At 52.9% G+C, this 22,496-nt stretch carries 21 protein-coding genes; 16 read left to right on the top strand and 5 right to left on the bottom strand.

Annotated features, from left to right (window positions below; translation table 11 throughout):
• The first annotated feature begins 137 nt into the window (after positions 1–137).
• Genes KK062_RS19035 through KK062_RS19025 form a run of 3 tightly spaced genes read left to right on the top strand, consistent with a single transcriptional unit; the run spans position 138 to position 3,013 of the window.
• Entirely contained in the window at positions 138–1,535 is a 1,398-nt protein-coding gene (locus KK062_RS19035) for a sugar MFS transporter (protein ID WP_254085932.1), read from the top strand.
• The gene (locus KK062_RS19030) at positions 1,522–2,331 is read left to right on the top strand and encodes a sensor histidine kinase (protein ID WP_254085931.1); all 810 of its coding nucleotides are present in this window, start codon (positions 1,522–1,524) and stop codon (positions 2,329–2,331) included. Before KK062_RS19035 ends, KK062_RS19030 begins: the two co-directional genes overlap by 14 nt.
• Entirely contained in the window at positions 2,297–3,013 is a 717-nt protein-coding gene (locus KK062_RS19025; protein WP_254085930.1) for a LytR/AlgR family response regulator transcription factor, read from the top strand. Before KK062_RS19030 ends, KK062_RS19025 begins: the two co-directional genes overlap by 35 nt.
• On the opposite strand, the gene KK062_RS19020 is transcribed toward KK062_RS19025, so the two are convergent.
• Complete coding sequence (locus KK062_RS19020) at positions 3,014–3,232, bottom strand: hypothetical protein (RefSeq protein WP_254085929.1); 219 nt, start codon at positions 3,230–3,232, stop codon at positions 3,014–3,016. It lies immediately after the preceding gene.
• Positions 3,233–3,416: 184 nt separating this feature from the next.
• Here KK062_RS19020 and KK062_RS19015 point away from each other — a divergent pair, with 184 nt between their 5' ends.
• Together KK062_RS19015 and KK062_RS19010 are read left to right on the top strand one after the other, a co-directional pair.
• Complete coding sequence (locus tag KK062_RS19015) at positions 3,417–5,693, top strand: cation:proton antiporter domain-containing protein (RefSeq protein WP_254085928.1); 2,277 nt, start codon at positions 3,417–3,419, stop codon at positions 5,691–5,693.
• Positions 5,694–5,855: 162 nt separating this feature from the next.
• Positions 5,856–7,385 carry a sensor histidine kinase gene (locus KK062_RS19010; protein ID WP_254085927.1) on the top strand — a complete coding sequence of 510 codons (1,530 nt, stop codon included), beginning with the start codon at positions 5,856–5,858 and terminating at the stop codon, positions 7,383–7,385.
• A 3-nt stretch (positions 7,386–7,388) separates the two neighbouring features.
• On the opposite strand, the gene KK062_RS19005 is transcribed toward KK062_RS19010, so the two are convergent.
• Positions 7,389–7,862 carry a hypothetical protein gene (locus tag KK062_RS19005; protein ID WP_254085926.1) on the bottom strand — a complete coding sequence of 158 codons (474 nt, stop codon included), beginning with the start codon at positions 7,860–7,862 and terminating at the stop codon, positions 7,389–7,391.
• A gap of 52 nt (positions 7,863–7,914) precedes the next feature.
• A complete protein-coding gene (locus KK062_RS19000; RefSeq protein WP_254085925.1) occupies positions 7,915–8,274 on the bottom strand; it encodes a winged helix-turn-helix transcriptional regulator in 360 nt (119 codons plus the stop codon).
• Between the two features lie 96 nt (positions 8,275–8,370).
• Between KK062_RS19000 and KK062_RS18995 the strand changes: the two genes are divergently transcribed.
• From KK062_RS18995 to KK062_RS18955, 10 genes are all read left to right on the top strand, one after another.
• Positions 8,371–9,189 carry an SDR family oxidoreductase gene (locus tag KK062_RS18995; protein ID WP_254085924.1) on the top strand — a complete coding sequence of 273 codons (819 nt, stop codon included), beginning with the start codon at positions 8,371–8,373 and terminating at the stop codon, positions 9,187–9,189.
• 118 nt (positions 9,190–9,307) lie between these two features.
• Positions 9,308–10,930, top strand: coding sequence for an NADP-dependent glyceraldehyde-3-phosphate dehydrogenase (locus KK062_RS18990; protein ID WP_254085923.1), 1,623 nt, complete (start codon positions 9,308–9,310; stop codon positions 10,928–10,930).
• 177 nt (positions 10,931–11,107) lie between these two features.
• Entirely contained in the window at positions 11,108–11,869 is a 762-nt protein-coding gene (locus KK062_RS18985; protein ID WP_254085922.1) for a ThuA domain-containing protein, read from the top strand.
• A 94-nt stretch (positions 11,870–11,963) separates the two neighbouring features.
• The gene (locus tag KK062_RS18980; protein WP_254085921.1) at positions 11,964–12,395 is read left to right on the top strand and encodes an SRPBCC family protein; all 432 of its coding nucleotides are present in this window, start codon (positions 11,964–11,966) and stop codon (positions 12,393–12,395) included.
• A 394-nt stretch (positions 12,396–12,789) separates the two neighbouring features.
• Positions 12,790–13,563, top strand: coding sequence for a hypothetical protein (locus KK062_RS18975; RefSeq protein WP_254085920.1), 774 nt, complete (start codon positions 12,790–12,792; stop codon positions 13,561–13,563).
• 110 nt (positions 13,564–13,673) lie between these two features.
• Positions 13,674–14,729: an SGBP N-terminal domain-containing protein gene (locus KK062_RS18970; RefSeq protein WP_254085919.1), complete on the top strand. Its 1,056-nt coding sequence runs from the start codon at positions 13,674–13,676 to the stop codon at positions 14,727–14,729.
• A 130-nt stretch (positions 14,730–14,859) separates the two neighbouring features.
• Positions 14,860–15,228 (top strand): hypothetical protein, encoded by a 369-nt coding sequence (locus KK062_RS18965; protein ID WP_254085918.1) that lies wholly within the window; start codon positions 14,860–14,862, stop codon positions 15,226–15,228.
• 515 nt (positions 15,229–15,743) lie between these two features.
• Entirely contained in the window at positions 15,744–15,875 is a 132-nt protein-coding gene (locus KK062_RS30775; RefSeq protein WP_262899258.1) for a hypothetical protein, read from the top strand.
• 12 nt (positions 15,876–15,887) lie between these two features.
• The gene (locus KK062_RS18960; RefSeq protein WP_254085917.1) at positions 15,888–17,132 is read left to right on the top strand and encodes a flotillin family protein; all 1,245 of its coding nucleotides are present in this window, start codon (positions 15,888–15,890) and stop codon (positions 17,130–17,132) included.
• Positions 17,133–17,411: 279 nt separating this feature from the next.
• Positions 17,412–18,674 carry a hypothetical protein gene (locus KK062_RS18955; RefSeq protein ID WP_254085916.1) on the top strand — a complete coding sequence of 421 codons (1,263 nt, stop codon included), beginning with the start codon at positions 17,412–17,414 and terminating at the stop codon, positions 18,672–18,674.
• Positions 18,675–18,733: 59 nt separating this feature from the next.
• On the opposite strand, the gene KK062_RS18950 is transcribed toward KK062_RS18955, so the two are convergent.
• Positions 18,734–19,738: a transglutaminase domain-containing protein gene (locus KK062_RS18950; RefSeq protein WP_254085915.1), complete on the bottom strand. Its 1,005-nt coding sequence runs from the start codon at positions 19,736–19,738 to the stop codon at positions 18,734–18,736.
• A gap of 24 nt (positions 19,739–19,762) precedes the next feature.
• A complete protein-coding gene (locus KK062_RS18945) occupies positions 19,763–20,488 on the bottom strand; it encodes a carboxypeptidase-like regulatory domain-containing protein (protein ID WP_254085914.1) in 726 nt (241 codons plus the stop codon).
• 211 nt (positions 20,489–20,699) lie between these two features.
• On the opposite strand from KK062_RS18945, the gene KK062_RS18940 reads away from it, so the two are divergent.
• Positions 20,700–22,481 (top strand): ABC transporter ATP-binding protein, encoded by a 1,782-nt coding sequence (locus KK062_RS18940; RefSeq protein ID WP_254085913.1) that lies wholly within the window; start codon positions 20,700–20,702, stop codon positions 22,479–22,481.
• Positions 22,482–22,496 lie beyond the last annotated feature (15 nt).

Below are 22,496 nucleotides of genomic sequence, written 5' to 3'. Positions count from 1 at the left end.
GGTAGGGTCGTTAATCGGTTTAGCAGCCCTTTCAGATGGACCTTTTCACCCGCCCGAAGCACTCCGTCATTTTTTTTAAACCGGGAGAAAGTGCAAATTGACCGCCGGATTATCGATTCCGAACACGATTTAATACTATGGCATCTATCGCACCGACCTCCACGACGACGCTTTCCGACAACAAAGGCAACTTCACCATTCCGCTGATCATCCTCACCACGCTGTTCTTTATGTGGGGATTTATCACGTGCATGAACGACATTCTTATCCCCTACCTGCAAGGCATCTTCAAGCTCACGCCCGCGCAGGCCGGATTCATCCAGTCGGCATTCTTTGGTGCCTACTTCTTTATCTCGCTCGCATACTTCCTCATCTCCGTAAACCTGGGCGACCCGCTCGCGCGCATCGGGTATAAAAACGGTATCATCATGGGCCTGGTCACCGCGGCCGTAGGCTGTGCGCTGTTCTACCCGGCGGCCGAATCAAAGCTCTATGGTGTTTTCCTCCTGGCACTCTTCGTACTGGCCAGCGGCATCACCATCCTGCAAATGGCGGCTAACCCCTACGTGGCACTGCTCGGCACCGCCGCTACATCGTCCAGCCGCCTGAACCTCACCCAGGCATTCAACTCGTTCGGCACAACCATCGCCCCCATCATCGGCACCAAGCTGATCTTTGAAAGCATGGGCGGTAAAGAACACATGACGGCCGACGCCGTAAAAACGCCTTACCTCTTTCTGGCGGGCACCCTCCTGGCCATTGCCGTGCTGATCGCCTTCTCGAAGCTGCCGAAATTCACCGGCGAGACCATCGAGAAAGGTTTGGGCGTGTTAAAATTCAGACACCTCAACCTCGGCGTAATCGGCATCTTCCTGTACGTAGGCGGCGAAGTGGCCATTGGTAGTTACCTGATCAAATACTTTGGCGAGCTGATGGGCTATGGCGAAGCAGTAGCCGGTCCGTTTGTATCGTTCTATTGGGGTGGCGCCATGGTGGGCCGCTTCATCGGCGCTGTGTCGCTTACCGATCGCCCCACCAGCCAGAAGCTTAGCTTCATGGGCCTGGTGACCATTCTCGCCGTAGCAGCGGTATATTTTTGGAGAGAAGACCTCACTGTCACCTTTATTGCCCTCGGCCTGATCGTAGGAAACTGCGTGGCATTCCTCATCGGCCGTTCGGCACCCGCCCGCACACTGCTGGTGTTCTCCTTGTTTGTGGTAGGCCTGCTGCTGTTAACGATCTTCAGCGGCGCGCAGGTAGCGATGTGGTCCGTGCTGGCCATCGGCCTCTTCAACTCCATCATGTTCCCGACCATCTTTACCCTGGCCATCAAAGACCTCGGTAAATATACCAGCCAGGGCTCGTCGCTGCTCATCATGGCCATCGTAGGCGGTGCCGTGATGACCCCGGTCATGGGCATCATCATCGGTGCCATCGGCTACCAGCATGCCTTCGTCTTCCCAATCGCGGCATATCTCTTTATCGCATACTACGGCTGGAAAGGCTACGAAGTAAAACAACGTGCGCACAGCTAGCGCACCCACCGTCATGGACACCGGCACGGCCATATCACCAGGGGTATTGTATGGAGTCCTCGTACTCCTGCTCGCGGTGGTGGCCGTGCTGGGACTGACGGTATACCGGTTATCCTCCCGGCTGCACCGGGAAGCCCCGAGTCCCGAAGACCTCGCGCTACGCCACCAGCAAATGGAAGCCAAGCTGCGCGAGCTCGAGCTCGGCTCTCTGCAGTACAAGCTCAACCCCCACCTGTTTAAGAATACCCTCAACACCATTCAGTCGCACGCATACCAGACCTACTTTGCCCTGGACAAACTGGCCAACGTTCTCGACTATATTCTCTACGACAGCGGCCAGCGTTTTGTCTCGCTCAAAGAAGAGCTCAACTTTGCCAGCAGCCTCATCGACATCAACCGGCTTAAGCTCAGCCCCCTGTTCGACCTGCGCGTAAAACAATCGATCGACACCACCGACCCGGTATACGAACAAAAGCTCGTCGCCCCGCTCATCACCGTCGACCTGATCGAAAACGCTTTTAAGCATGCCGACCTGCAACGCGAAGATGCGTTCATCGCCATTGTCTTCGAGCTGCGCGACCACCAGTTCCTCCTGACCGTCTCCAACAAGATCAGCCCGAAACCACCCTTGCGCCAGACGCGCGGCGGTTTTGGCAAAGAAGCCCTGCAAAAGCGACTGGAGATCTTGTACGGCACACACTTTACACTCGACCAGTTTGTAGAGAACGATGTCTATATTGCTCACCTGAAAATAGACCTGCGTGCCCACAAAGCTGCGATGCATACTGTTGGATGATGAGCTGCCCGCGCTCGCCTATCTGCGCGTGCTCTGCGGGCAGGTGCCCGACGTCGAAGTCGTACGCGCCTTTAACGACCCGCTAAAATTCTTACAGGAAAGTACCAACCTCACCTTCGACCTTTGTATTCTCGACATCGAAATGCCCGGCCTGAACGGCCTGGACGTCGCCCGCCGGCTCACGGGTAAGCTCGTGATCTTCACCACCGCCTACCGCGAGTATGCCGCCGAAGCGTTTGACCTCGACGCCATCGACTACCTGCGCAAGCCCATCCAGCAAGACCGCTTCGCCAAGGCCATCGCCAAAGCCCAGACGCAGGTCGCCAACCATACCCCCGGGCGCCAATACATCTCACTCAACACCAGCAAAGGCAAAGGTTTGTTATTCTTCGATCAGGTGCAATACATCACCACGGGATTGGACAAACGCGACAAGCTGGTACTACTCGACACCGGCGAGGAAATGCTGATCAAAAACATGTCGTTTGAAAAATTATTACAGGCACTCCCCGAGGCGGGCTTTTGCCAGATCAACAAAAAAGAGATCATCGCCACCAAGCTCGTACAGTTCTTTACGCACGACGAGATCACGACTACGCTGACGGATTCCCACGGCAAACCGCGACGCTTTTCCCTATCAGAAAACTTTCGCCCAGGTTTCCTGCGCCGCACCGGCGGCTAACTATTTTTCCAATAGATCCGGCGAGGTCTTGCCCAACTTGCCATCGCCAACACCTTCATTCTCATCATCGTCAGTCTCGCTGGCGTCGAGGTCCTCTTCCTCGGGCGTCTCCTCCCACGTCAGCTCTTCGCCTTGCAGACTCCGCAAATCAGCACCTTTCGGCAGGTCGTCGGCAGTTTTCTCAGGAAAAACAGCATCATCTTTTGGCATGTAATTCATACCCTTTCCGTTCCTAATATCGTGCCCGCCCATTGCGCAATACCAGATTTTCCCCGCACACACATCCCGCTCTCGCGCTCACACTCGCTGTCTCCTGCCGGGTGGTTACAAATTTCGCCTCTGTCATTACATTTCTCCACTCCCCCCGGTGCTCATGCCTGGCAACGCGCGTACTTTTGGCGCCATGAAGAATTTACGCAACATCATCTTCTACGTATTCATCACAGGTGCCTTCTCGGCGTTTCTGTACATCGTCATGGAAGAGGGCAAAAAACAAGAGCCCGCCTCCATTGTCAAGACCGAAGTCACCACGCCGGCGCCGTCAGGCTGGCAACAATTTCTCGACGCCGGACATCATAACATCACCCATCCCCTGGCCATTCTGCTTTTGCAGATCATTACCATCATTCTGACAGCACGCCTCTTTGGGTATATCTGTAAAAAGATCGGACAGCCCATGGTGATCGGCGAAATTGCCGCCGGTATCTTTCTCGGACCTTCGGTGGTAGGTATGTATTACCCCGAAGTTTCTGCCCTTCTTTTTCCCGCGCAGTCGCTGCCCAACCTGCAATTCCTCAGCCAGATCGGTCTGATCCTGTTTATGTTTGTGATCGGTATGGAGCTCGACGTAGACGTATTGAAAAATAAAGCGCACGAAGCCGTCGTCGTCAGCCACACCAGCATCATTTTGCCTTTCACACTCGGGCTGGGCCTGGCCTATTTTATCTATACAGGCTATGCGCCGGAAGGGATACCGTTCGTCTCGTTTGCGTTGTTCATGGGCATTGCCATGAGCATTACGGCCTTCCCGGTGTTGGCACGGATCATACAGGAACGATCGTTGAGTAAAACCAAGCTCGGCTCGCTCGCCATCACCTGCGCCGCGGCCGACGACGTAACCGCCTGGTGTATCCTGGCAACCGTTATCGCCATCGTAAAGGCGGGCAACTTCATTGGCACCGTCTATACCTTGCTCATTTCAGTGGTTTATGTCATCGCCATGCTCAAGCTCGTACGGCCGTTCCTCAAAAAGATCGGCGATGTATACTCGACCAAAGAGGGATTGAGCAAACCCATCGTAGCCGTATTCTTTCTAACATTGCTGTTATCGGCCTACGTGGCAGAGATCATCGGCATCCACGCCCTGTTCGGCGCTTTCCTGGCCGGCGTGATCATGCCGCCGAACCTCAACTTCCGCACGATCTTCATCGAAAAGGTCGAAGACGTGGCGCTCGTATTGTTACTGCCGCTGTTTTTCGTCTTCACCGGGTTGCGTACGCAGATCGGCCTGCTCAACGATGCTGCCGCCTGGCAGCTCTGTGGCATCATCATTCTGCTGGCCGTAGTCGGGAAGTTCCTGGGCAGCACACTGGCCGCCAAATTTGTAGGCCAGTCGTGGCGCGACAGCCTCGGCATCGGCGCGCTCATGAACACACGCGGACTCATGGAGCTGGTCGTGCTCAATATCGGCTACGACCTCGGCATCCTCACACCGGAAGTATTTGCCATGCTGGTCATCATGGCGCTGGTCACCACCTGCATGACGGGCCCGGCGCTGGATCTCATCAACAAATTCTATCCCGATCCGACACCACCCATACCCGGCAGCACCGACAAAGCCGGTAAGTATAAAATCCTGCTATCGTTTGGCAATCCACACCGCGGCGCGTCCATGCTGCGCCTGGTGCATGGGTTGATCAAACGCTCGGTCTCGAACGCATCCGTCACGGCGCTGCACCTTTCGCCCGCCAACGAGCTGAACCAATACAACGTCGAGGAATATGAACAGGAAAGCTTCCAGCCCATCAACGCCGAAGCCGGCAAGTTGAACATGCCCGTCATCACCTGGTTCAAGCCCACCGCCGACATCGACCGCGAGATCGTCGACACCGCCAACCTCGGCAACTTCGACCTGCTCATCATCGGCATCAGCCATTCCGTTTTCGAAGGCAGCTTCCTGGGTACCGTCTTTGGCTTCACCACGCGCATCATCAACCCCGAGCGGCTCATCGGTACGCTGGCCGGCCGCGAGCGATTTTTTGAAAAGGCTATCCTCGAGGAACGCAACCGCCGCATCCTGCGCGCCAGCAAATTGCCCGTGGGCATCTTCGTAGACAAAGGCTTTGAAAAGATCAGCAAAGTATTGATCCCCATCTTTACCACATCGGACAGCTTCCTGATCTTTTATGCCCAGAAGTTTATCCACAACAGCGATGCCTCGGTCGTCATTCTCGACAAACAAGGACTCGTCAAACAACACCACGAGCTGCGCGAAACGATCCGGCTCATCGAGCAAACCGCGCCAAATCACATCGCGGTGTACGACGACAGCGCGTTGAGCAAAGAATTTATGGCCTCCTGCGACCTGCTCGTGATCAGCCTCGATAGCTGGACGACCGCCGTAGAACAAGAAAGCAAGTGGATCTCCGAGGCGCCCTCCTCGTTTATTGTAAAACCTTGATCCGCGCTGGCTATTTATATCCGTTCTTCCTGAATGTAGAAGCTTGATCCTCCGCCAATTAGCACATCTTTTGTCGCCACCCGGGTCGGAGGCTAAAATCTCCGCATGGTACTTTCCCAAAATCTCGTAACTTAAAATACGTTTATTGGAAAGACCTGTCCGATGGGAGTTAACACGAGGATATATCTGGCAGTGGCCGCCATTGCACTGCTGCTGGTGCTGGACATCACGTTCACGCAACACAATAACACCATTTTACACGAGTCCCTCGCGCTGCAGGCCGAAACCGAGCACGTCAAGCTCTATTACGATCACATCGGCCGGATGGTCATTCAGGCAACAGACCTCGGGTTGCGCGGCTACGCATTGGTGCCCGAAGATCGGCTGGGCGCGCCCATGAGCCACGCCCTTGCCTGGAAAGACAGCATTTTCGATAATGTAGAGGTACCGCTGAAAAAAATGCACTACGATATGGCGCAGTTCCATACGCTGCGCGACTCCATCAACGCCTATGTCGCCTTTACCTTCTACATGCGCCAATTGGTAGACGAAGGCCGGCGCGACGAGTTCACAAAATTGTTTCTCGAGGACCGTGGTGCCACGCTGTGGTTTCAATACGAGCAATGTGAAAAAAATATCGAAGCCTTTGCCGACCTGGTGCACACGCGCGAGCACAATCGCTACGAAGCGGCGCTGACACGTAACCTGCGACTACAGATTTTGCTATTTATACTTTGCGTTCCCACATTGCTGTACACGGCCTGGCGCACAATACAATCGTTTATGCTGGGAGAAAAGCTACGCGAGACCGAAGCCTCCCGTAACGCCATGCTGGTAGACCAGAACATGATGCTGGAACGCCAGGTGATGGTGCGCACACGCGAGCTGGCCGCACAGAACGAAGAGATTATCGCGCAAAGCGAAGAGATCGCCACGCACCGCGACCGCCTGGAAGACGAAGTCCGCACGCGTACACACGCGCTCGAGCAAAACAACCGCGAGCTCATCGACCAGAATCACCAGCTCGAGCAATTCTCTTTCATCGCCGCCCACAACCTGCGCGCCCCGCTCGCCCGCATCATGGGCATCGCCATGCTCCTCGAAATAACCGATGACAAAGAAGAGCAAAACGCCCTGCGCGAGCAGATCCTGACTTCCGCCAACGACCTGGACGAAGTCATCAAAGACCTCAACGTCATCCTCGAGCTCCGGCGTAACACCGGCAACTTCTCGCTCATAGACCTCCACACCTCCCTCGACCGCGCCGAAAAAATGCTTGCCCGCGAGCTCGAGCAAACTCAGGCCCGCCTTGTCTACGACTTCACCGCCGCGCCCCAGCTATACGCCGTCGCCCCCTATATCGACAGCATCCTATTCAACCTCGTCAGCAACGCCATCAAATACCGGTCTCCCGAACGCACCCCCGCCATCCACCTCCGCGCCGTACATCAAGACGACATGATCGTACTTACCGTAGCAGACAACGGCCTCGGCGTCGACTTACAAAAACACGGCAAAGACATCTTTAATTTATACAAACGCTTCCACCGCAAAATCGACGGCAAAGGCCTGGGCCTCTACCTCGTCCGCTCCCAGGTAAGCTCCATGGGCGGCAAAATCGAAGTAGAAAGCACCCCGGGACAAGGGACTACTTTTAAGATTTTCCTAAAAAATTCGCAGAGTACGTTGTAGCATTTACAGCGCCCGAAAATGAGATATCACCTCCATCAATAAACCAATAGAAATTCCTACAATCAAATACCGCACCCAAATCTCCTGCACCTTCATAAAATCCGCCGCATTCCTGATATCGCTTTTCTCAAAAGCAAGCCTGTTGCCATTAGCCCCCAGGTAAAACACAACAAAAATATTCACAGGAACCAACCAGCAAAGTATCGTCCATTTTCGGTCCAACCGATAAACCAATGTCCATAACGGCGCTAAAAATAACGCCGCCCAATTCCATTTCTCCAACCCATCCGTTGTACGCGGCTCATCTACCGGCACCATCGCCGAAAGATCCAATCCAGAAACATCGAGATTCCGCCTCCGCGCTTCCTCCACAGCCAACGGAAACACCGGATTCTTCACATGCTTCAACGTAAGCAATTTCAGAATACGCTCATCACCCAAACGAACCAGCTTCTCCCGCAGAAAGACAGAATCCATAGCGGCCATTACAGAACAATTAAGCCACCAATATAGTATAAATATCGTAATGTTAATCGTTCGCGAGCGAAGCCTTAACAACCCGTCTATGTTCCCTTCCCCACCGGATCATCTCATGAATAATCGCTCCAAAACTCTTACAATACGGCGTCGTACTATATTCAATCAACACCGGCGACTCATCATACACCCTACGAACCACGAGCTTATTCTGCTCAAGCTCTTTTAGCTCTTTCGACAACATCCGCGGCGTGATATCCGGAATCGCCCGTTGAATTTCTTTAAATCGATTATTCCCGGCGCAGATAGCCAGGATGATCATCATTTTCCATTTGCCGCTGATCACGTACAGTGTATCCTGTACATATTTCATATCCTCGGCAGTGGCGTGTTTCGGCAGTGTACGCGGCATCGTTCAAAAAAGTTTCTACCGGTATACAACAGTATACCGGTTACAAATGTATACCAATTGCGCCATACCTTCGTCTGACAAAAACAGAAAAATAACATGAAAACAGTATTCATCACCGGCACCAGCACGGGCCTGGGCCGCGCCGCGGCACTTCATTTTGCAAACCAGGGCTGGCAGGTAGCCGCCACCATGCGTTCTCCCGAAAAAGAAACCGAGCTGCAAAAGAATCCCAATATCCGCGTGATTTCGCTGGACGTCACCGACCCCGCCCAGGCACAACGGGCCGCCGCTACCGCCATCGGGGCCTTTGGCAAGATCGACGTCGTCCTGAACAATGCCGGCCACGGTATATATGGCGCGCTGGAGCTGGTATCAGAAGAATCGATCGATCATCAATATGCCGTCAACGTACGCGGCGTGATCAACGTCATTCGTGCCTTCCTGCCGCACTTCCGGGCGAACAACGGTGGTATGTTTATCAACATCAGCTCATACATGGGGTTTCTCTCGGCCGTACCGCTGGGCTCACTGTATAATATGTCGAAGTTTGCACTGGAAGGTCTCACCGAAGGATTGTATTATGAGCTGAAGCCCTTCAACATACACCTACGCCTGGTGCAACCCGGTGGCTTTGCTTCCGACTTCACGAACAAAATCAACCTGCCCACAAGCGATACCATCCGCGATTACGACGTCGTGAACGCACGCCTGAACAAAGTCTTTGACGCCGTCAAAAACAAAAAATTTCCCCTCACGCAACCGCAGGACATTGTAGAACAAATCTATGCCGTGGCCACAGGCGCCAACCAGGAATTCCGTACACCCGTAGGGCAAGATACCGCCGCCATGACCGCGATGCGCAACAGCATGCCGCTGGCAGAATACCTGGAAAAGGTCGACGCCATGTATGCCTGAGCGTCCACAGGGGTCGAAATTTATAGCACAATTCAAACAAAAAATTATGAAAATCAACTCGCCCGGAACTAATGCAGGAGAAATGGCAGTTATTTGCCCGTGATATAAACCCCAACGTATGAATTTTGAACAACAGATCGGGGCGCTCTTTGTAAAAGAAGAGCAGATACCCGAGGAGTTCCGCCTGGAACCGATCCACCAGCGCGAGTACCTCCGTGGTGGTGAGCTTATACCGTGGGACGGCCCCGTCAGCGAGGTATATTCGCCGGTATACATTTCCACCCCGGAGGGTCTTCAGCGCAAGCTGATCGGTACCTATCCCATCGGCGGCGAAAAAGAAGCCAACGAAGCGCTCGAAGCCGCCCTGGCGGCCTACGACAACGGTCGCGGCGAGTGGCCCACCATGAGTGTAAGCGACCGCATTAAATGCCTGCAACGGTTTGTACAGAAGATGGGCGAGCAACGCACCCTGGTGGTGAAGCTCATCATGTGGGAGATCGGCAAGTCACATGCCGATTCTGCAAAAGAGTTTGATCGCACGGTGGAGTATATCAACGCCACCATCGAGGAGTTGAAAGATATCGACCGTCAGTCGTCGAAGTTTGAGGTCCGCGAAGGCGTGGTGGCGCAGGTACGACGCTCGCCGTTGGGCGTGGTGTTGTGCATGGGTCCCTTCAACTACCCGCTCAACGAAACGTTCACCACGCTCATTCCCGCCATCATCATGGGCAATACGCTGTTGTTCAAGCCGCCGAAGCACGGCACGCTGGTACACTATCCGTTGCTGAAGGCATTCCAGGAGTCGTTCCCGAAAGGCGTTGTCAACACCGTATACGGTCGCGGCGCCAACGTAACACCCGGGCTCATGGCCAGTGGCAAGATCAACGTGCTCGCCTTCATCGGCTCCAGCAAAGTAGCCAACGACCTCAAGAAGCGCCATCCGAAGATCAACCGCCTGCGCGCCGTGCTCAGCCTCGACGCCAAGAACGCCGCCATCGTCACGAAACATGCAGACCTGCCTTTGTCCGTGAGCGAAATCATCACCGGCACACTTTCCTACAACGGTCAGCGCTGTACGGCGCTCAAAATTGTCTTCGTAGAGCGCGCCATCGCCGATCAATTCCTGACCCAGCTAAGTACCGCCGTATCTAAATTGACCATCGGCCTGCCGTGGACCAAAGGCGTCAACATCACGCCCGTAGCGGAGCCCAACAAACCGGACTACCTGCGGGAAGTCATTGCCGATGCGGAAGCCCTTGGCGCCCGCGTGGTCAACGAGAACGGAGGCGCTACCGCGCAGTCGTTTGTGTTCCCGGCCGTCGTATACCCGGTAAATAAAGACATGAAGCTATACCGCGAGGAACAGTTCGGTCCCGTCATTCCGGTGGTGCCGTACGACGACGTCGAAGAAGTCATTGAATACCTCATCGAGTCGCCCCACGGTCAGCAGGTAAGTATCTTTAGCAACGATGCCAAAGAAGTAGCCGGCCTCATCGACCCGCTGGTAAACCAGGTAAGCCGCGTCAACATCAACAGCCAAAGCCAACGGAGCCCCGACGCCTTCCCGTTCACGGGCCGCAAAGACAGCGCCGAAGGCACCCTCTCCGTACACGACGCTCTCCGCTCCTTCTCGATCCGCTCCCTGGTCGCCACCAAAATGACCGACACAAACGTAAAGCTCATCAACGACATCGTCCGCAACCACGAGTCCAACTTCCTAAGCACCGATTATATTCTCTGAATTGGAGATCGGTTATAACGTAGTGCACATCTGGCGCAAGTCTTAGCCCGTCCCGGGCGGAGACTTGTGCCTGTCATGGTGCCCGTCTTCAATCTGGCGCGGTGCCCGGTGGCGATTAGGCCACCGTTTTTACACAAGAGGCTGGCAATAGTAGTCGATTGTGTTTTTCTTGTTACCATGATCCGTAACCTCACCTGCCTCCTCGTCCTGGCCACAACCCTCTCCCACGCCCAAACCTTCCGCGCCCTCATCCTGACAGAGCGCGGCGGCATTCACGAGCCCTACGTCGTCGCCGGCCTCGCCTGGCTCGACTCTCTCGCCGCCGTGCATCACTTCACCTTCGACGTCATCAATAACACCGACAAGATCAACGATGCCTACCTGGCCCAATACCAGGTCTTCATCCAACTGAACTACCCGCCCTATACCTGGACGGAAACCGCGGCAGCGGCATTTGAAAAATATATTGCCGAAGGCAACGGTGGCGGCTGGGTCGGCTTTCACCACGCCACGTTGCTGGGCGAGTTTGACGGCTACCCCATGTGGAATTGGTTTTCCGGGTTCATGGGCGGCATCCGGTGGAAAAACTATGTGGCCAGGCTCGTGTCGGGGCGCGTAACGGTAGAAGATAAAAAACACCCGGCCATGCACGACCTGCCGGCTACGTTTGTGGTCGACAAGGAGGAGTGGTATACCTACGACAAAAACCCCCGGCCAAATGTACATGTACTGGCCAGCGTAGACGAATCGACATACAACCCCAGGACCGATACGACCATGGGCGACCACCCGGTTATTTGGACCAACCCGGCCATGAAGGCGCGAAATATTTATATTCTGATGGGCCACCACCCCAACCTGTTTCGGAACCCGGCCTATAACGTGCTGGTTCGCAATGCCATCCTCTGGGCCGCCGGAAAAAAAACGCGTAAATCATAAATACGTACACGTTTTTTTCAAAATGTATCGTAACATTACGAGGCCACAGACCAGGGGCAACCGCCCAATGGGGGCGATAACGCTAAAACGATACATGAGCAAACAATTGATTGTTGAAAGGGATATAACCATCGACGCACCGGCGGCCGATGTGTGGGATATCCTGACACTCCCCGTGTTTATCCGCGGCTGGGACGACCTGCCCGAAGACTTTGGAGATACCCCGCTGCAACGCGGTACCGAGATTAAATGGACGATGAAAGATAAGTCTGTGGTACTGACCGTTACCGATTTCGAACCGCACAAACGCCTGAAACTAAACCTATACAATTCCGATTGGGAGAACCCGGCCGAGGCCTACGACATCGCCTATACATACACCCTGCAAGAAACAGGTGGACAAACCGAGCTGCATGTAACCATTGGCGATTTCCAGGTGCTGTCCAAAGGGCAGGATTACTTCGACTCCTCCGAAGAATTTGGTGACAACGCCACGCAAAAAATCAAGGAGCTTGCTGAAAACTAGCAAGTCCCTGGCCTGCCGGTAGGCAGGCTTTTTCTTCCCCTTCATCATACTTACTTCTTACCACCCGAACAACAACCTCGGGTGCTCGACTGTGTGTGCATTCCAAAGATCGTTCAGGATCATCATCAACACCGGGTAAACCCGGAAGAACTACTGTACCAACGCCATGTAAGCAGGCGTCGGATTAAGATTGCTGGCGCAGGTGTTAGCCCTGCCGGCAGGTAGAACCAAGTGAAGCAATTTGTATAAATCGGAACACCAAAAATATACATACTAACATATAGTATATCCCGCCTATATTTATTCTGTATAAATCACCGTTATACTCACCAAGAAACCCGTAATTGCATTACAGCACCATTGTAAAAATCCTGACCTGCTTCACCACGTTACCATGAAAAACCGATTCACCTGTTACATGCTCCTGGCCACCACTGCCATTGCGAGCGTTCGTTGTTCCCAGGATGATGACCAGGGCCAGCAAACAGTCTCCTGCTTACCGACCACGTTACCCGGCTACACATCGACGCTAACCATTTCCTACAACGCCGACAAAAAAATCTCGACCGTAAACTATACCGAAGACGACACCCCCGGCTACCAGTCGTCCTACCTCTATGCCAACGGCAATATTACACGCATAAACACGATGCAGGGCGGCGCGACAAAAGCTTATGAAACGTTTACGTCTGGCAGTGGCACCATCACGGAATCCCACTTTGCCAAAGTCTCCAATCAATTTAAAGAAGACTCCCGCATCACCTACTACCTGAATGGCACGCGGATCACGGCGTGGGCCGATCACAACCCGTACAACGGACTGGCACGACGCGACTCGGTCGTCTTTACCTACACCGGCGAAAACATTACCCGAAAGGACAGCTATGGCAGCAGCGAGAACATTGAAAACTATTTCTTATACACATACGACGATAAAACCAACCCCTTCAAGCTGGCGGGGCTAAACGACGAAGACGACGAATACTTCAAACCCATCAACATCAGCAAAAATAACGTCACCCGCATGGAGTTCCACTTCGGCGAGCACACCGACCACGACAACTTCACCTACACGTATGACAGCGATGGACTCCCCATCACACGGGCGATAACCTGGGGCGGCATCCTGGAAGATCCGACACAGACCATTTCGTACACTTGTGACTAATTAACTCCATTGTATCCAGGAACGCTTCCCGTGTAAGGTAGCACCCCTTTTTTGCCATAAACGATTCGGGAAAAGATGTACCTTTCGAGTCTATCCTAAACATCCTTTCCATGCACAAAAGAATCCAGGGAATTTTATGTTACCTGCTCATGGCAGCATGTGCCGCAACCAGCTTCCAATGCTCGGACGACGACGGCGAAAACACCGACCCAAAAGACGACAACAAAAGCATCACTGCTTTTACTTTTGCTGGTCTTGACCCTGCCGTAATAGCGGCGATCGACGAGACTGCGAAAACCATCACAGCCACCGTACCCGCCGGAACCAACGTCACCTCCCTGATACCGACCGTAACCGTCGCGGAAACAGCAACGGTAACTCCCGCCTCTGGTGCAGCGCAGGATTTTACGAACCCCATTACGTATACCGTGACGGCAGAAGATGACAGCCAGCAAACCTACACGGTGACCGTGACCGTAGCGCCTCCTCCCGAGCAAGACTGTCGTCCCTCCGAGTTAGCGGGGGCTGGAGGCCTCCTGTACATTACCTACAACACGGATGGTACCGTAAACACGGTAACATCCCCCCCCACCGGTGGTACGCCGGGATTCATGCTGGGATACATCTATGCAGACGGCAAGCGCACGCGTGTAAACATGTATAACGACGACGTGGAATTGATCGGATACAACACCATCGAATACCCTGATCCGACCATAACCCTCGAATTTGTGTACGAGATTGACGGCGAAATAGAACGCCAGCCGCGCTACTTCATCCACTTCCTGGAAGATGATCGCATCATTGCGACGGTCGACTACATCAACGACGGCACGGAAGTCTATGACTCCATCCGCTACACCTATACGAACGACAACATCACCCGCGTGGACGGCTACGGGGCAACAACCGACGAGGTCCAGTATTATTACACCTATACGTACGATGACAAGATCAACCCGCATGCATTGATCGATGTGAGCGGTTATCACGGAATGGGTTTTCTGCCCATCAGCCGTAGCAAGAACAATATCAAGAGTATCGAATATCATAGCGACGGTTCCGATTACACATCGCAGTATAGCTATACGTATAACGGAAACAATCTCCCCCTGACCTTCACGGAGGATGCTCAAACGCTGAATTTCGAATACGTGTGTGATTGATCTTTAAAGACTATTTCTCTACGAATGTAAGGTACAGCCGTGTTTTGCATGCAAAACACGGCCCCTTTGGGACATCTTTAGGGTATTATTTTTCATCCCCAAAATATGTCCCTACGTAGACGATTTCTTAGTGGCGACAGTTAACTACCCGGATTTTGTTGAAGAACGTGATACACACGACCGGTCAGAGTTCGTGTATGCCAACAGCAAACGTAGCCGTGTAAATAATTTCATCGGTGACAACATGGTCAGCTATACCATCTTTACCTACGGTACCAATACCTTTACCGAAACGTATTACTCCCAATATACCGACTTTGAGGCTGAGCACTACTATCTCTACCACCTCGACGGCGGCCGCATCACCAGCTGGGGCTATCATTCCATGCGAGAGGAAGGTGCACGACTTGACTCCGCAGTATTTACCTACACCAATGACAACATTACACAGATGGACGGCTACGGGAATGGTGAAGATGTAGAATGGAGCCATAGATAAAGATGGCGATGATGAGGATATAACGGTTTTGTACACCTACAATAACCACGACCTTCCGCAGACCCGAACCTTTAACGGCGTGCCCGTCCAGACATTCGGATACGACTGTAAATAGTCGGCATATAGACAAAAAAAGGCAGCTCATGGAGCTGCCTTTTTGCTTTATCCACCTGGCTACGCCTCAATTAGCTCATTTCATGGCTTTTCTTGTCCATAAGCGAAACAAACTGTACGCTCCCGAACGTGCCCCATGGACAGCCCTATAAGGTAACCAACGCCTTGAAAATAAAAATAGTACGACAAACCTGCATCCCGCACCACTCCCCACACGTTTATGGGAGTGTATAGAATAGAAGTATATACACAACATTAGATGATAACAAAACTGATACCATTTTCAACTTTAGCAGGCAATTCCCGGAGCATACCGTTCTACGTCCGGCGCTAGCCGGCATACCGTGTTGGATCGTCAACACACATCGACATTCTTGTCACCTCACAAATCAATTTACTATATGATCAGACTCGCGCTGGCAGTCGGCTTTCTGGCTGTGTTCGGCCTGGTAGGGTACGCTGTGATCCTACTGCTGACAAACCATTTCCAAAACAAAAAAGAAAACGAAAACAAACCTAACAACAACCATTAACAACAAACAAACATGAATCCTTTTACCAAACGAGCCATTATTATCGGCGTTGTGTCCATTCTGGCACTCATCTTTTTCCTGACCCTAAATCCATTCTCGTGGAACGACGCTGGTAACCGTACCGTTGTCGAGCGCACCACGGGCGAGCAGATCGTACAGTTTGCTCCCGGCATTTTCTACGCCGGCTTCTTTGCCAAAGAAAAAGAATGGCCAAACCAGATCTCGGTAACATACCAGGACCAAAACGCCCAACTCGATATCGCAGACAACGGCATTGAAGTCGGTCAAATCATGGTCCGCTTCAGCGATGCCACCACGGCCAACGTGAAAGGCATCACCCAGTTCATTCTGCCTTCGGACGAGAAGGAGATGATCCTGATCCACAACACGCACCGCACACCACAGTCGCTTGTCGTAAAACGCCTGGCGCCCTACACCAAGGAGTGCTTGCAGTCGTCTGCACAGCTCATGAGCAGTGAAAAGCACTACGGTGGTGGCCGCGCGCAAATGGCGCAGGAATTTATGGATCAGCTCAAAGAAGGTGTCTACCTGCTGAAGACAGAGGAGAACATCGTATACGACTCGCTGGAAAGAGAGCCGAAGCGCGTATACCAGACGCAGATCCAATACGACAAAAAGACTGCCGCGCCCAAGCGTAAGCAGTCGTCGATCAAAGAGTATGGTATCACTGTAGCGGATGCCGCCATCACCGACGTGGACTACGAAGACCAGGTGGACGAAAAGCTGAAGAAGATCATCGACGCCGTAACCAAGTCGTCCATCTCGAAGCAAGAGCTCATGACCGCCCAGCAGCAAACGCTGACCGCGAAAGCAAAAGGTGAGCAAGCCCTGGTGGAAATCGAGTACCAGCAAAAGCAGGAACAAACCCGCCAGGTAGTAGAAGCTGAGACCAAGGTAAAAGTAGCGGAGCAGGAAAAGTTGCAACAGCGGGTTGCTTACGATGCCTCCATCCTGGAAGCGAAAAAGATCAAAGAGCTGGCCGACGCCCAGGCGTACGCCCGCGCCAGGATCATGCGCGCCGACGGTGCCCTTGAAATGAAACTGAAAGCTCAGGTAGAAGTACAAAAGGTATGGGCCGACGCCTTCAGTAAATATACCGGCGCGATCGTACCCCAGTTCCAAACCGGCGGTGGCACCACCACCAACGGCGCCCTGAACTTCATGGACATCATGACCGCCAAGACCGCCAAAGACTTCGCCCTCGACATGAAGAATACCAACGTGTCCGGCCAGTAACACACGGTTACTATAGTACCAAAGACCTCTTTAGAGCGGAGTAACTCTCCGCTCTTTTTTTATTTCCGCTCACACCCGCTCCCACTCGTCCTCCGTGCCCGGCCACGGTATAGCCTGATCTAACGGACTGAATACTGCTCACCCTGAATCTTGTTACAACGGCATAGATATACTATACTACGTTAGTCCATTTTCTTACACGCACCAGCGATACCGGAAAAATGACGTGTTTCAACAGACCGATGAGACCTATCTTCGGCCTTCATTAATCTATTTCGTATGAAGAAAATTTATTATCCCTGGCTCCTTGCCTTACTCGTTGCCTTTTCCTGCTCGGACGAAGCAGATCCAAACGAAGACGAAAATGGTTGCAATACCTCAACGATTACCCTGACGCTCGAAAACACCTGGGCTTATACCGGTCAGACGCTGACACTGAAAGGCGAACATATCTGTAAAGGCGGATTGACATCGGTCACCGTGAACGGCACAGCGGCGTCTACCAGTGGGGTTACAGAAAGCAACATCCTGTTCACCATACCGGAGATCACGGGAGATTCCGCAACGGTGGTAGTCACATTCGGCGATTTTTCCATCACTGTAGGCAAAATAGCCATATTCCCCGGAAACGGTACATGGGCAGAAGTGGCATCCTTTCCGGGCACGGGCCGGGTAGACGCCCGTGCCTTCACCGTCGAACATAAGGTCTATGTAGTCCGTGGAAATCAACTCAGTGTAACGTACGATCCTAAAAATTACGACGACGTACATTCCTTCGATCCGGCCACCGGAACCTGGACAGCGCTATCGCCACAAGACAAACTGAACCAAATCCAATTCGAAACTGCCCCCGCAAAAAATGGATTGATCTTCCTCGACCAACCGACGCAGGAACTCTACTATTACAACCCACTCGGAAACACCTTTAACGCCATCGAAAGACCTACACTTAGATCTTTCAATTATGGTTTTATGATCGATGGAGAAACCTATTATGCACAGGCGGCCATCAATGGCAATTACCTGTACATCATCAAATATAATGAGGCCGGCGATACATGGGAGCTCGTGCACTATTCCATGTATGCAGAAGACGAGTACTTTTACTTTATGGGCGGATTTGAAGCCGACGGCAAGGCCTATCTCGCCATAAAACGCGGTGACAAGTATGACGAAATTCAAATGATCTCGTTCGACCCTGCGACTAAAACGATCGAAAACCTTCCTGCGCTTTCCCTGGCAGGTGCTCCGAGCCAGGAGCTCTCGTATTTGTTCACCATCGGCAAGCTCGGCTATTTCCTCGAAAGAGGATCGGCACACACAGACAGCCAAACATCATGGGTCGATACACCTCCGTCCAACCGTCTCTATATTTTTAATACTGTCGCAAAACAATGGCACACCACTACACCGCCACATCCGGGCATGCCGTGGAGCGGAACGTCGTTTACGGTTGACGGCCGCGGCTTTCTCGGGCTGGGTGCTGTTCAGGCCAGCAGAATAACCTACCCGCAGAAATTCTACGAGTTCATTCCCAGGTAATAAATACTATAAATCAACGGGCTGTCTAAAAAAAAGACAGCCCTTCTTTTTTCCGAAAGTCATTGCACCTGCACGGTATACGTCCAGGCATACCGCTCATCAATCAGAATATGAACAACCTGCCGGCCACGAGTATTAAAAGTATAATCAAAACAATAACGATCATCAGAACCGTCGACAGGAACCACCGTAACATCTTCCGACAAAGTACCCTTCCGCACCGAGACGCGATCCATTACCGCACCCTCTCCTTTTCTAAACTCGAACATAACAGGCTCCCCCTTCACAACCTCGACATCAAAGGTCGATGGAATCAACGGCATAGCCTTATAGTCGTAAATATTGCTATAGATAATTGGCGCATAGAGAAAGTCATGCAGTGAAGGTTTCTCACGCAGGTTCAGGTAAGCGGTATCGAGGGGATAATGATTCCGGGCGAACAAGGCTGGCTCGGCCAGAAAATACCTGTCGTTATAGTCTTTTATGAAAATACCCAGGGAAGTGTCGATCGAACCACTGGACCACGTGGCATCGCATAAGTACCACTGCCCGCCTAGCTGCACGGCATTCCACGAGTGATTTGCATGGCCCTCACCACGGACGTTCACCTGCCCCGAGCGACCATACCCGTGTACCATCACACAACGGATGCCTGCATGATGCGCCAGCTCTCGCAGCAAATAGGCATAGCCCGTACATACCGTTCGATGGTGGCGGACCAGCACGCGGAACACCCGTTGGCTAAACGGACGCCACCACGCCGCCAATGCTGCCGGATTATCCCTCAGCTTAAACGTTTGACGCTGATTGGTTTTAAACAGGGTGTAGTCATATTCAATATTGGTACAAACCCAGGTATAAATAGCGCGAAACTTCTCGGCATCCGTCGACAACGGCAGGGTTAGCTTATCGGAAAGAACCTTTAGATCCGTCACCGCATGACCCGGATAACACGCAGCGACGCTGTCGGCCCTGGCCCACCGCACCCGAGTGACATGCGCCTGCTGTGCCACCAGAGCCGCGGGCACAAGCAGGCTGCATATCACAAGGAATAAGATGCGCATCAACACCGGCATGAAAGTATATCGTTAGCGTTTCGGGGCGACGGATACCGGCGTGTCGCTATAGGGCGCATCCGACACCAGCTCGCCCATGATCGTAGCATCCATCTCCAGTAAAATGTCAACCGTCAGGGAAACTTTAACATCGCCGGGCGCATTTTCGGGTACGACGTAGTCGATCGAGGTAAAGCCGATAAAGCTAAACGTCAACACATCTCCAGCCTTAAGCTTGTGGGGAAAGTCGAATCGCCCGTAGACATCCGTAGCCGTACCTTGGGTTGTTCCTTTCCGGATGACCGACACACCCGGCATGGGCTCTCCCGTTTGGTCACGCACAACACCTTTTACCCATCGTTCTGCACGCGCCATCGTCTCTACCCCGACACCGGGGTGCGATGTGCGCTGCGTCATTTCTACGGTAGGCGTCACCGGGACAGTATTCTTAGCGCCCGCGGGACGAGTGGTAAATATTAATAACAAGCCGAGTATGCCAGCACGCAATAACGCAAAGCCCGGGCGGATGCTGTTCGGCTCGGGGAACGTATACGTCTTCAGCTGATCTGCGCGGAAACGGCCGCAGGTATGGGCCTGTTTCTTCGCCAGATAGTCCAGAATCTGCCGGTCGCTCATGCGGGTAAAATCAATAACGGTCTTTTGGCAAGAGCCACAAAACCCGCCTTCGGGCGTCGGGGTGAAGCTGTTCCAGGACTCAGCGCACGGCCGGGGGATGGATAAAGAAACGCTGTTTTTCATATCGTTTTTTTATACCAGGATGCAGCCCGGCGGCAGATTCCATACGGAACATCTGTTTTTTTTTGAAAAGTCGGTAGCGTTTGCTGGATGCTTTCAGAGCCAGGAGCCCTGCTGTGGTGTTTTTCCGGCTCGTAAAGGCAATTTTTTTCTTCGGTTTGGAAATTTTTATCGTTCTGCCCATGTTGTCTGCCCGTTAGGCCTACATACCACCATGAAACTACTGCTACACTACCTTAGGAATTATAAGGGACTGATTGCCATTGCTTTACTTCTCGCCACCGTCAACCAGGTTTTTTCGTTGCTCGACCCTCACATTACGGGCCGTATCGTCGATCGCTTTATTGAGCGTCGCGACACCCTGGGCCGGGCGGAATTTATCCGGGGCGTGCTCTACCTGGTAGCCCTGGCGATGGGCGCCGCGATGGTATCGCGCATTGCCAAAAACCTGCAAGATTATTTCACCAGCATCATCGTACAAAAGTCGGGCGCCGGCATGTACGCCGACGGCTTGAAGCATTCGCTGGAGCTGCCCTACCAAACCTTCGAAGATCAACGCAGTGGCGAGACGCTGGGCATTCTCCAAAAGGTGCGTATCGACTCGGAAAAATTTATCACCTCGTTTATCAACGTCTTATTCTCGTCCATGGTCGCCATGGTCTTTGTGATCATCTATTCGCTTACCGTGAGTGTGAAGGTGACGCTGGTATATTTTGCCGCCATTCCCATTATCGCGCTCACCAGCTGGGCGCTGAGCCGCAAAATCAAAGTAGTGCAGAAAGACATTGTGAAAGAGACCACCGCGTTGGCCGGCTCTACCACGGAATCGCTGCGGAACATCGAGCTTGTGAAAAGCCTCGGACTGGCCAAGCAGGAAATTGAGCGACTCAACAACACGACCTACAAGATCCTCGGGTTGGAGCTTAAAAAAGTGAAGTTTGTACGCGGCATGAGCTTCCTGCAAGGCACGACGGTAAACTTTGTGCGCAGTGTAATGGTGGTGATTCTGCTCATCCTGATCTTCGACAACGAGCTGTCGGCCGGTAAATATTTTACCTTCCTGTTTTACTCGTTCTTCCTTTTCAACCCATTACAGGAATTGGGCAACGTGATCCTGGCATACCGCGAAGCGGAGGTGTCCATGGCAAACTTCCACCGCATCCTGACGCTGCCGAAAGAAGCCAAGCCACTGAATCCGATAGAAGTAGGTACGATCAACACACTTCGATTTGATAACGTAAGCTTCCAACATCTTTCCGCCAGCACGGCGGCGTTGAAAGGTATATCGTTTACGGCGCATGCCGGCGAGACGATTGCCTTTGTCGGTCCATCGGGATCGGGTAAAACGACGCTCGTCAAATTGCTGGTAGGCCTCTATCCGCCGAAGGAAGGAGCCATTCTGTACAACACCGTGCCCGGCAAGGATATTAATTTAGATGCCTTGCGCGAGAAGATCGGCTTCGTCACGCAAGATACACAACTGTTCTCCGGCACCATCCGCGAAAACCTGCAGTTTGTGCGCCCGGGCGCAACCGACGCCGAGTGTATGGACGTATTGCAAAAAGCCGCTTGCCAGTCGCTGCTGGCCCGTGCCGACAAAGGCCTGGATACTGTAATCGGTGAAGGCGGCGTAAAAGTCTCCGGAGGCGAAAAGCAACGCCTTTCCATTGCACGCGCCCTGCTGCGTCAACCCGACATCCTGGTATTTGACGAAGCAACGTCATCGCTGGACTCGATCACCGAAGAAGAAATTACGGAGACGATACGCGACGTCTCTACCGTACGCGACCACATCACCATTCTGATCGCCCACCGTCTGTCGACGATCATGCACGCCGACAAGATCTTTGTACTCGAGCGCGGCAACATCATCGAGTCGGGCCGGCACGAAGCCCTGCTACAGGAAAAGGGATTATACTATGCCATGTGGCGTCAGCAGATCGGCGAGAAAGATTCTGTTATGGCGGCAAAAGCTTCGCCCGTACCGCTGTCGTAAGACATGCAAAAGAAA

The organism is Dawidia cretensis (genome assembly GCF_018598175.1).
Classification (GTDB): domain Bacteria; phylum Bacteroidota; class Bacteroidia; order Cytophagales; family Cyclobacteriaceae; genus Ohtaekwangia; species Ohtaekwangia cretensis.
This window is presented reverse-complemented; position numbering and strand designations above follow the sequence as displayed.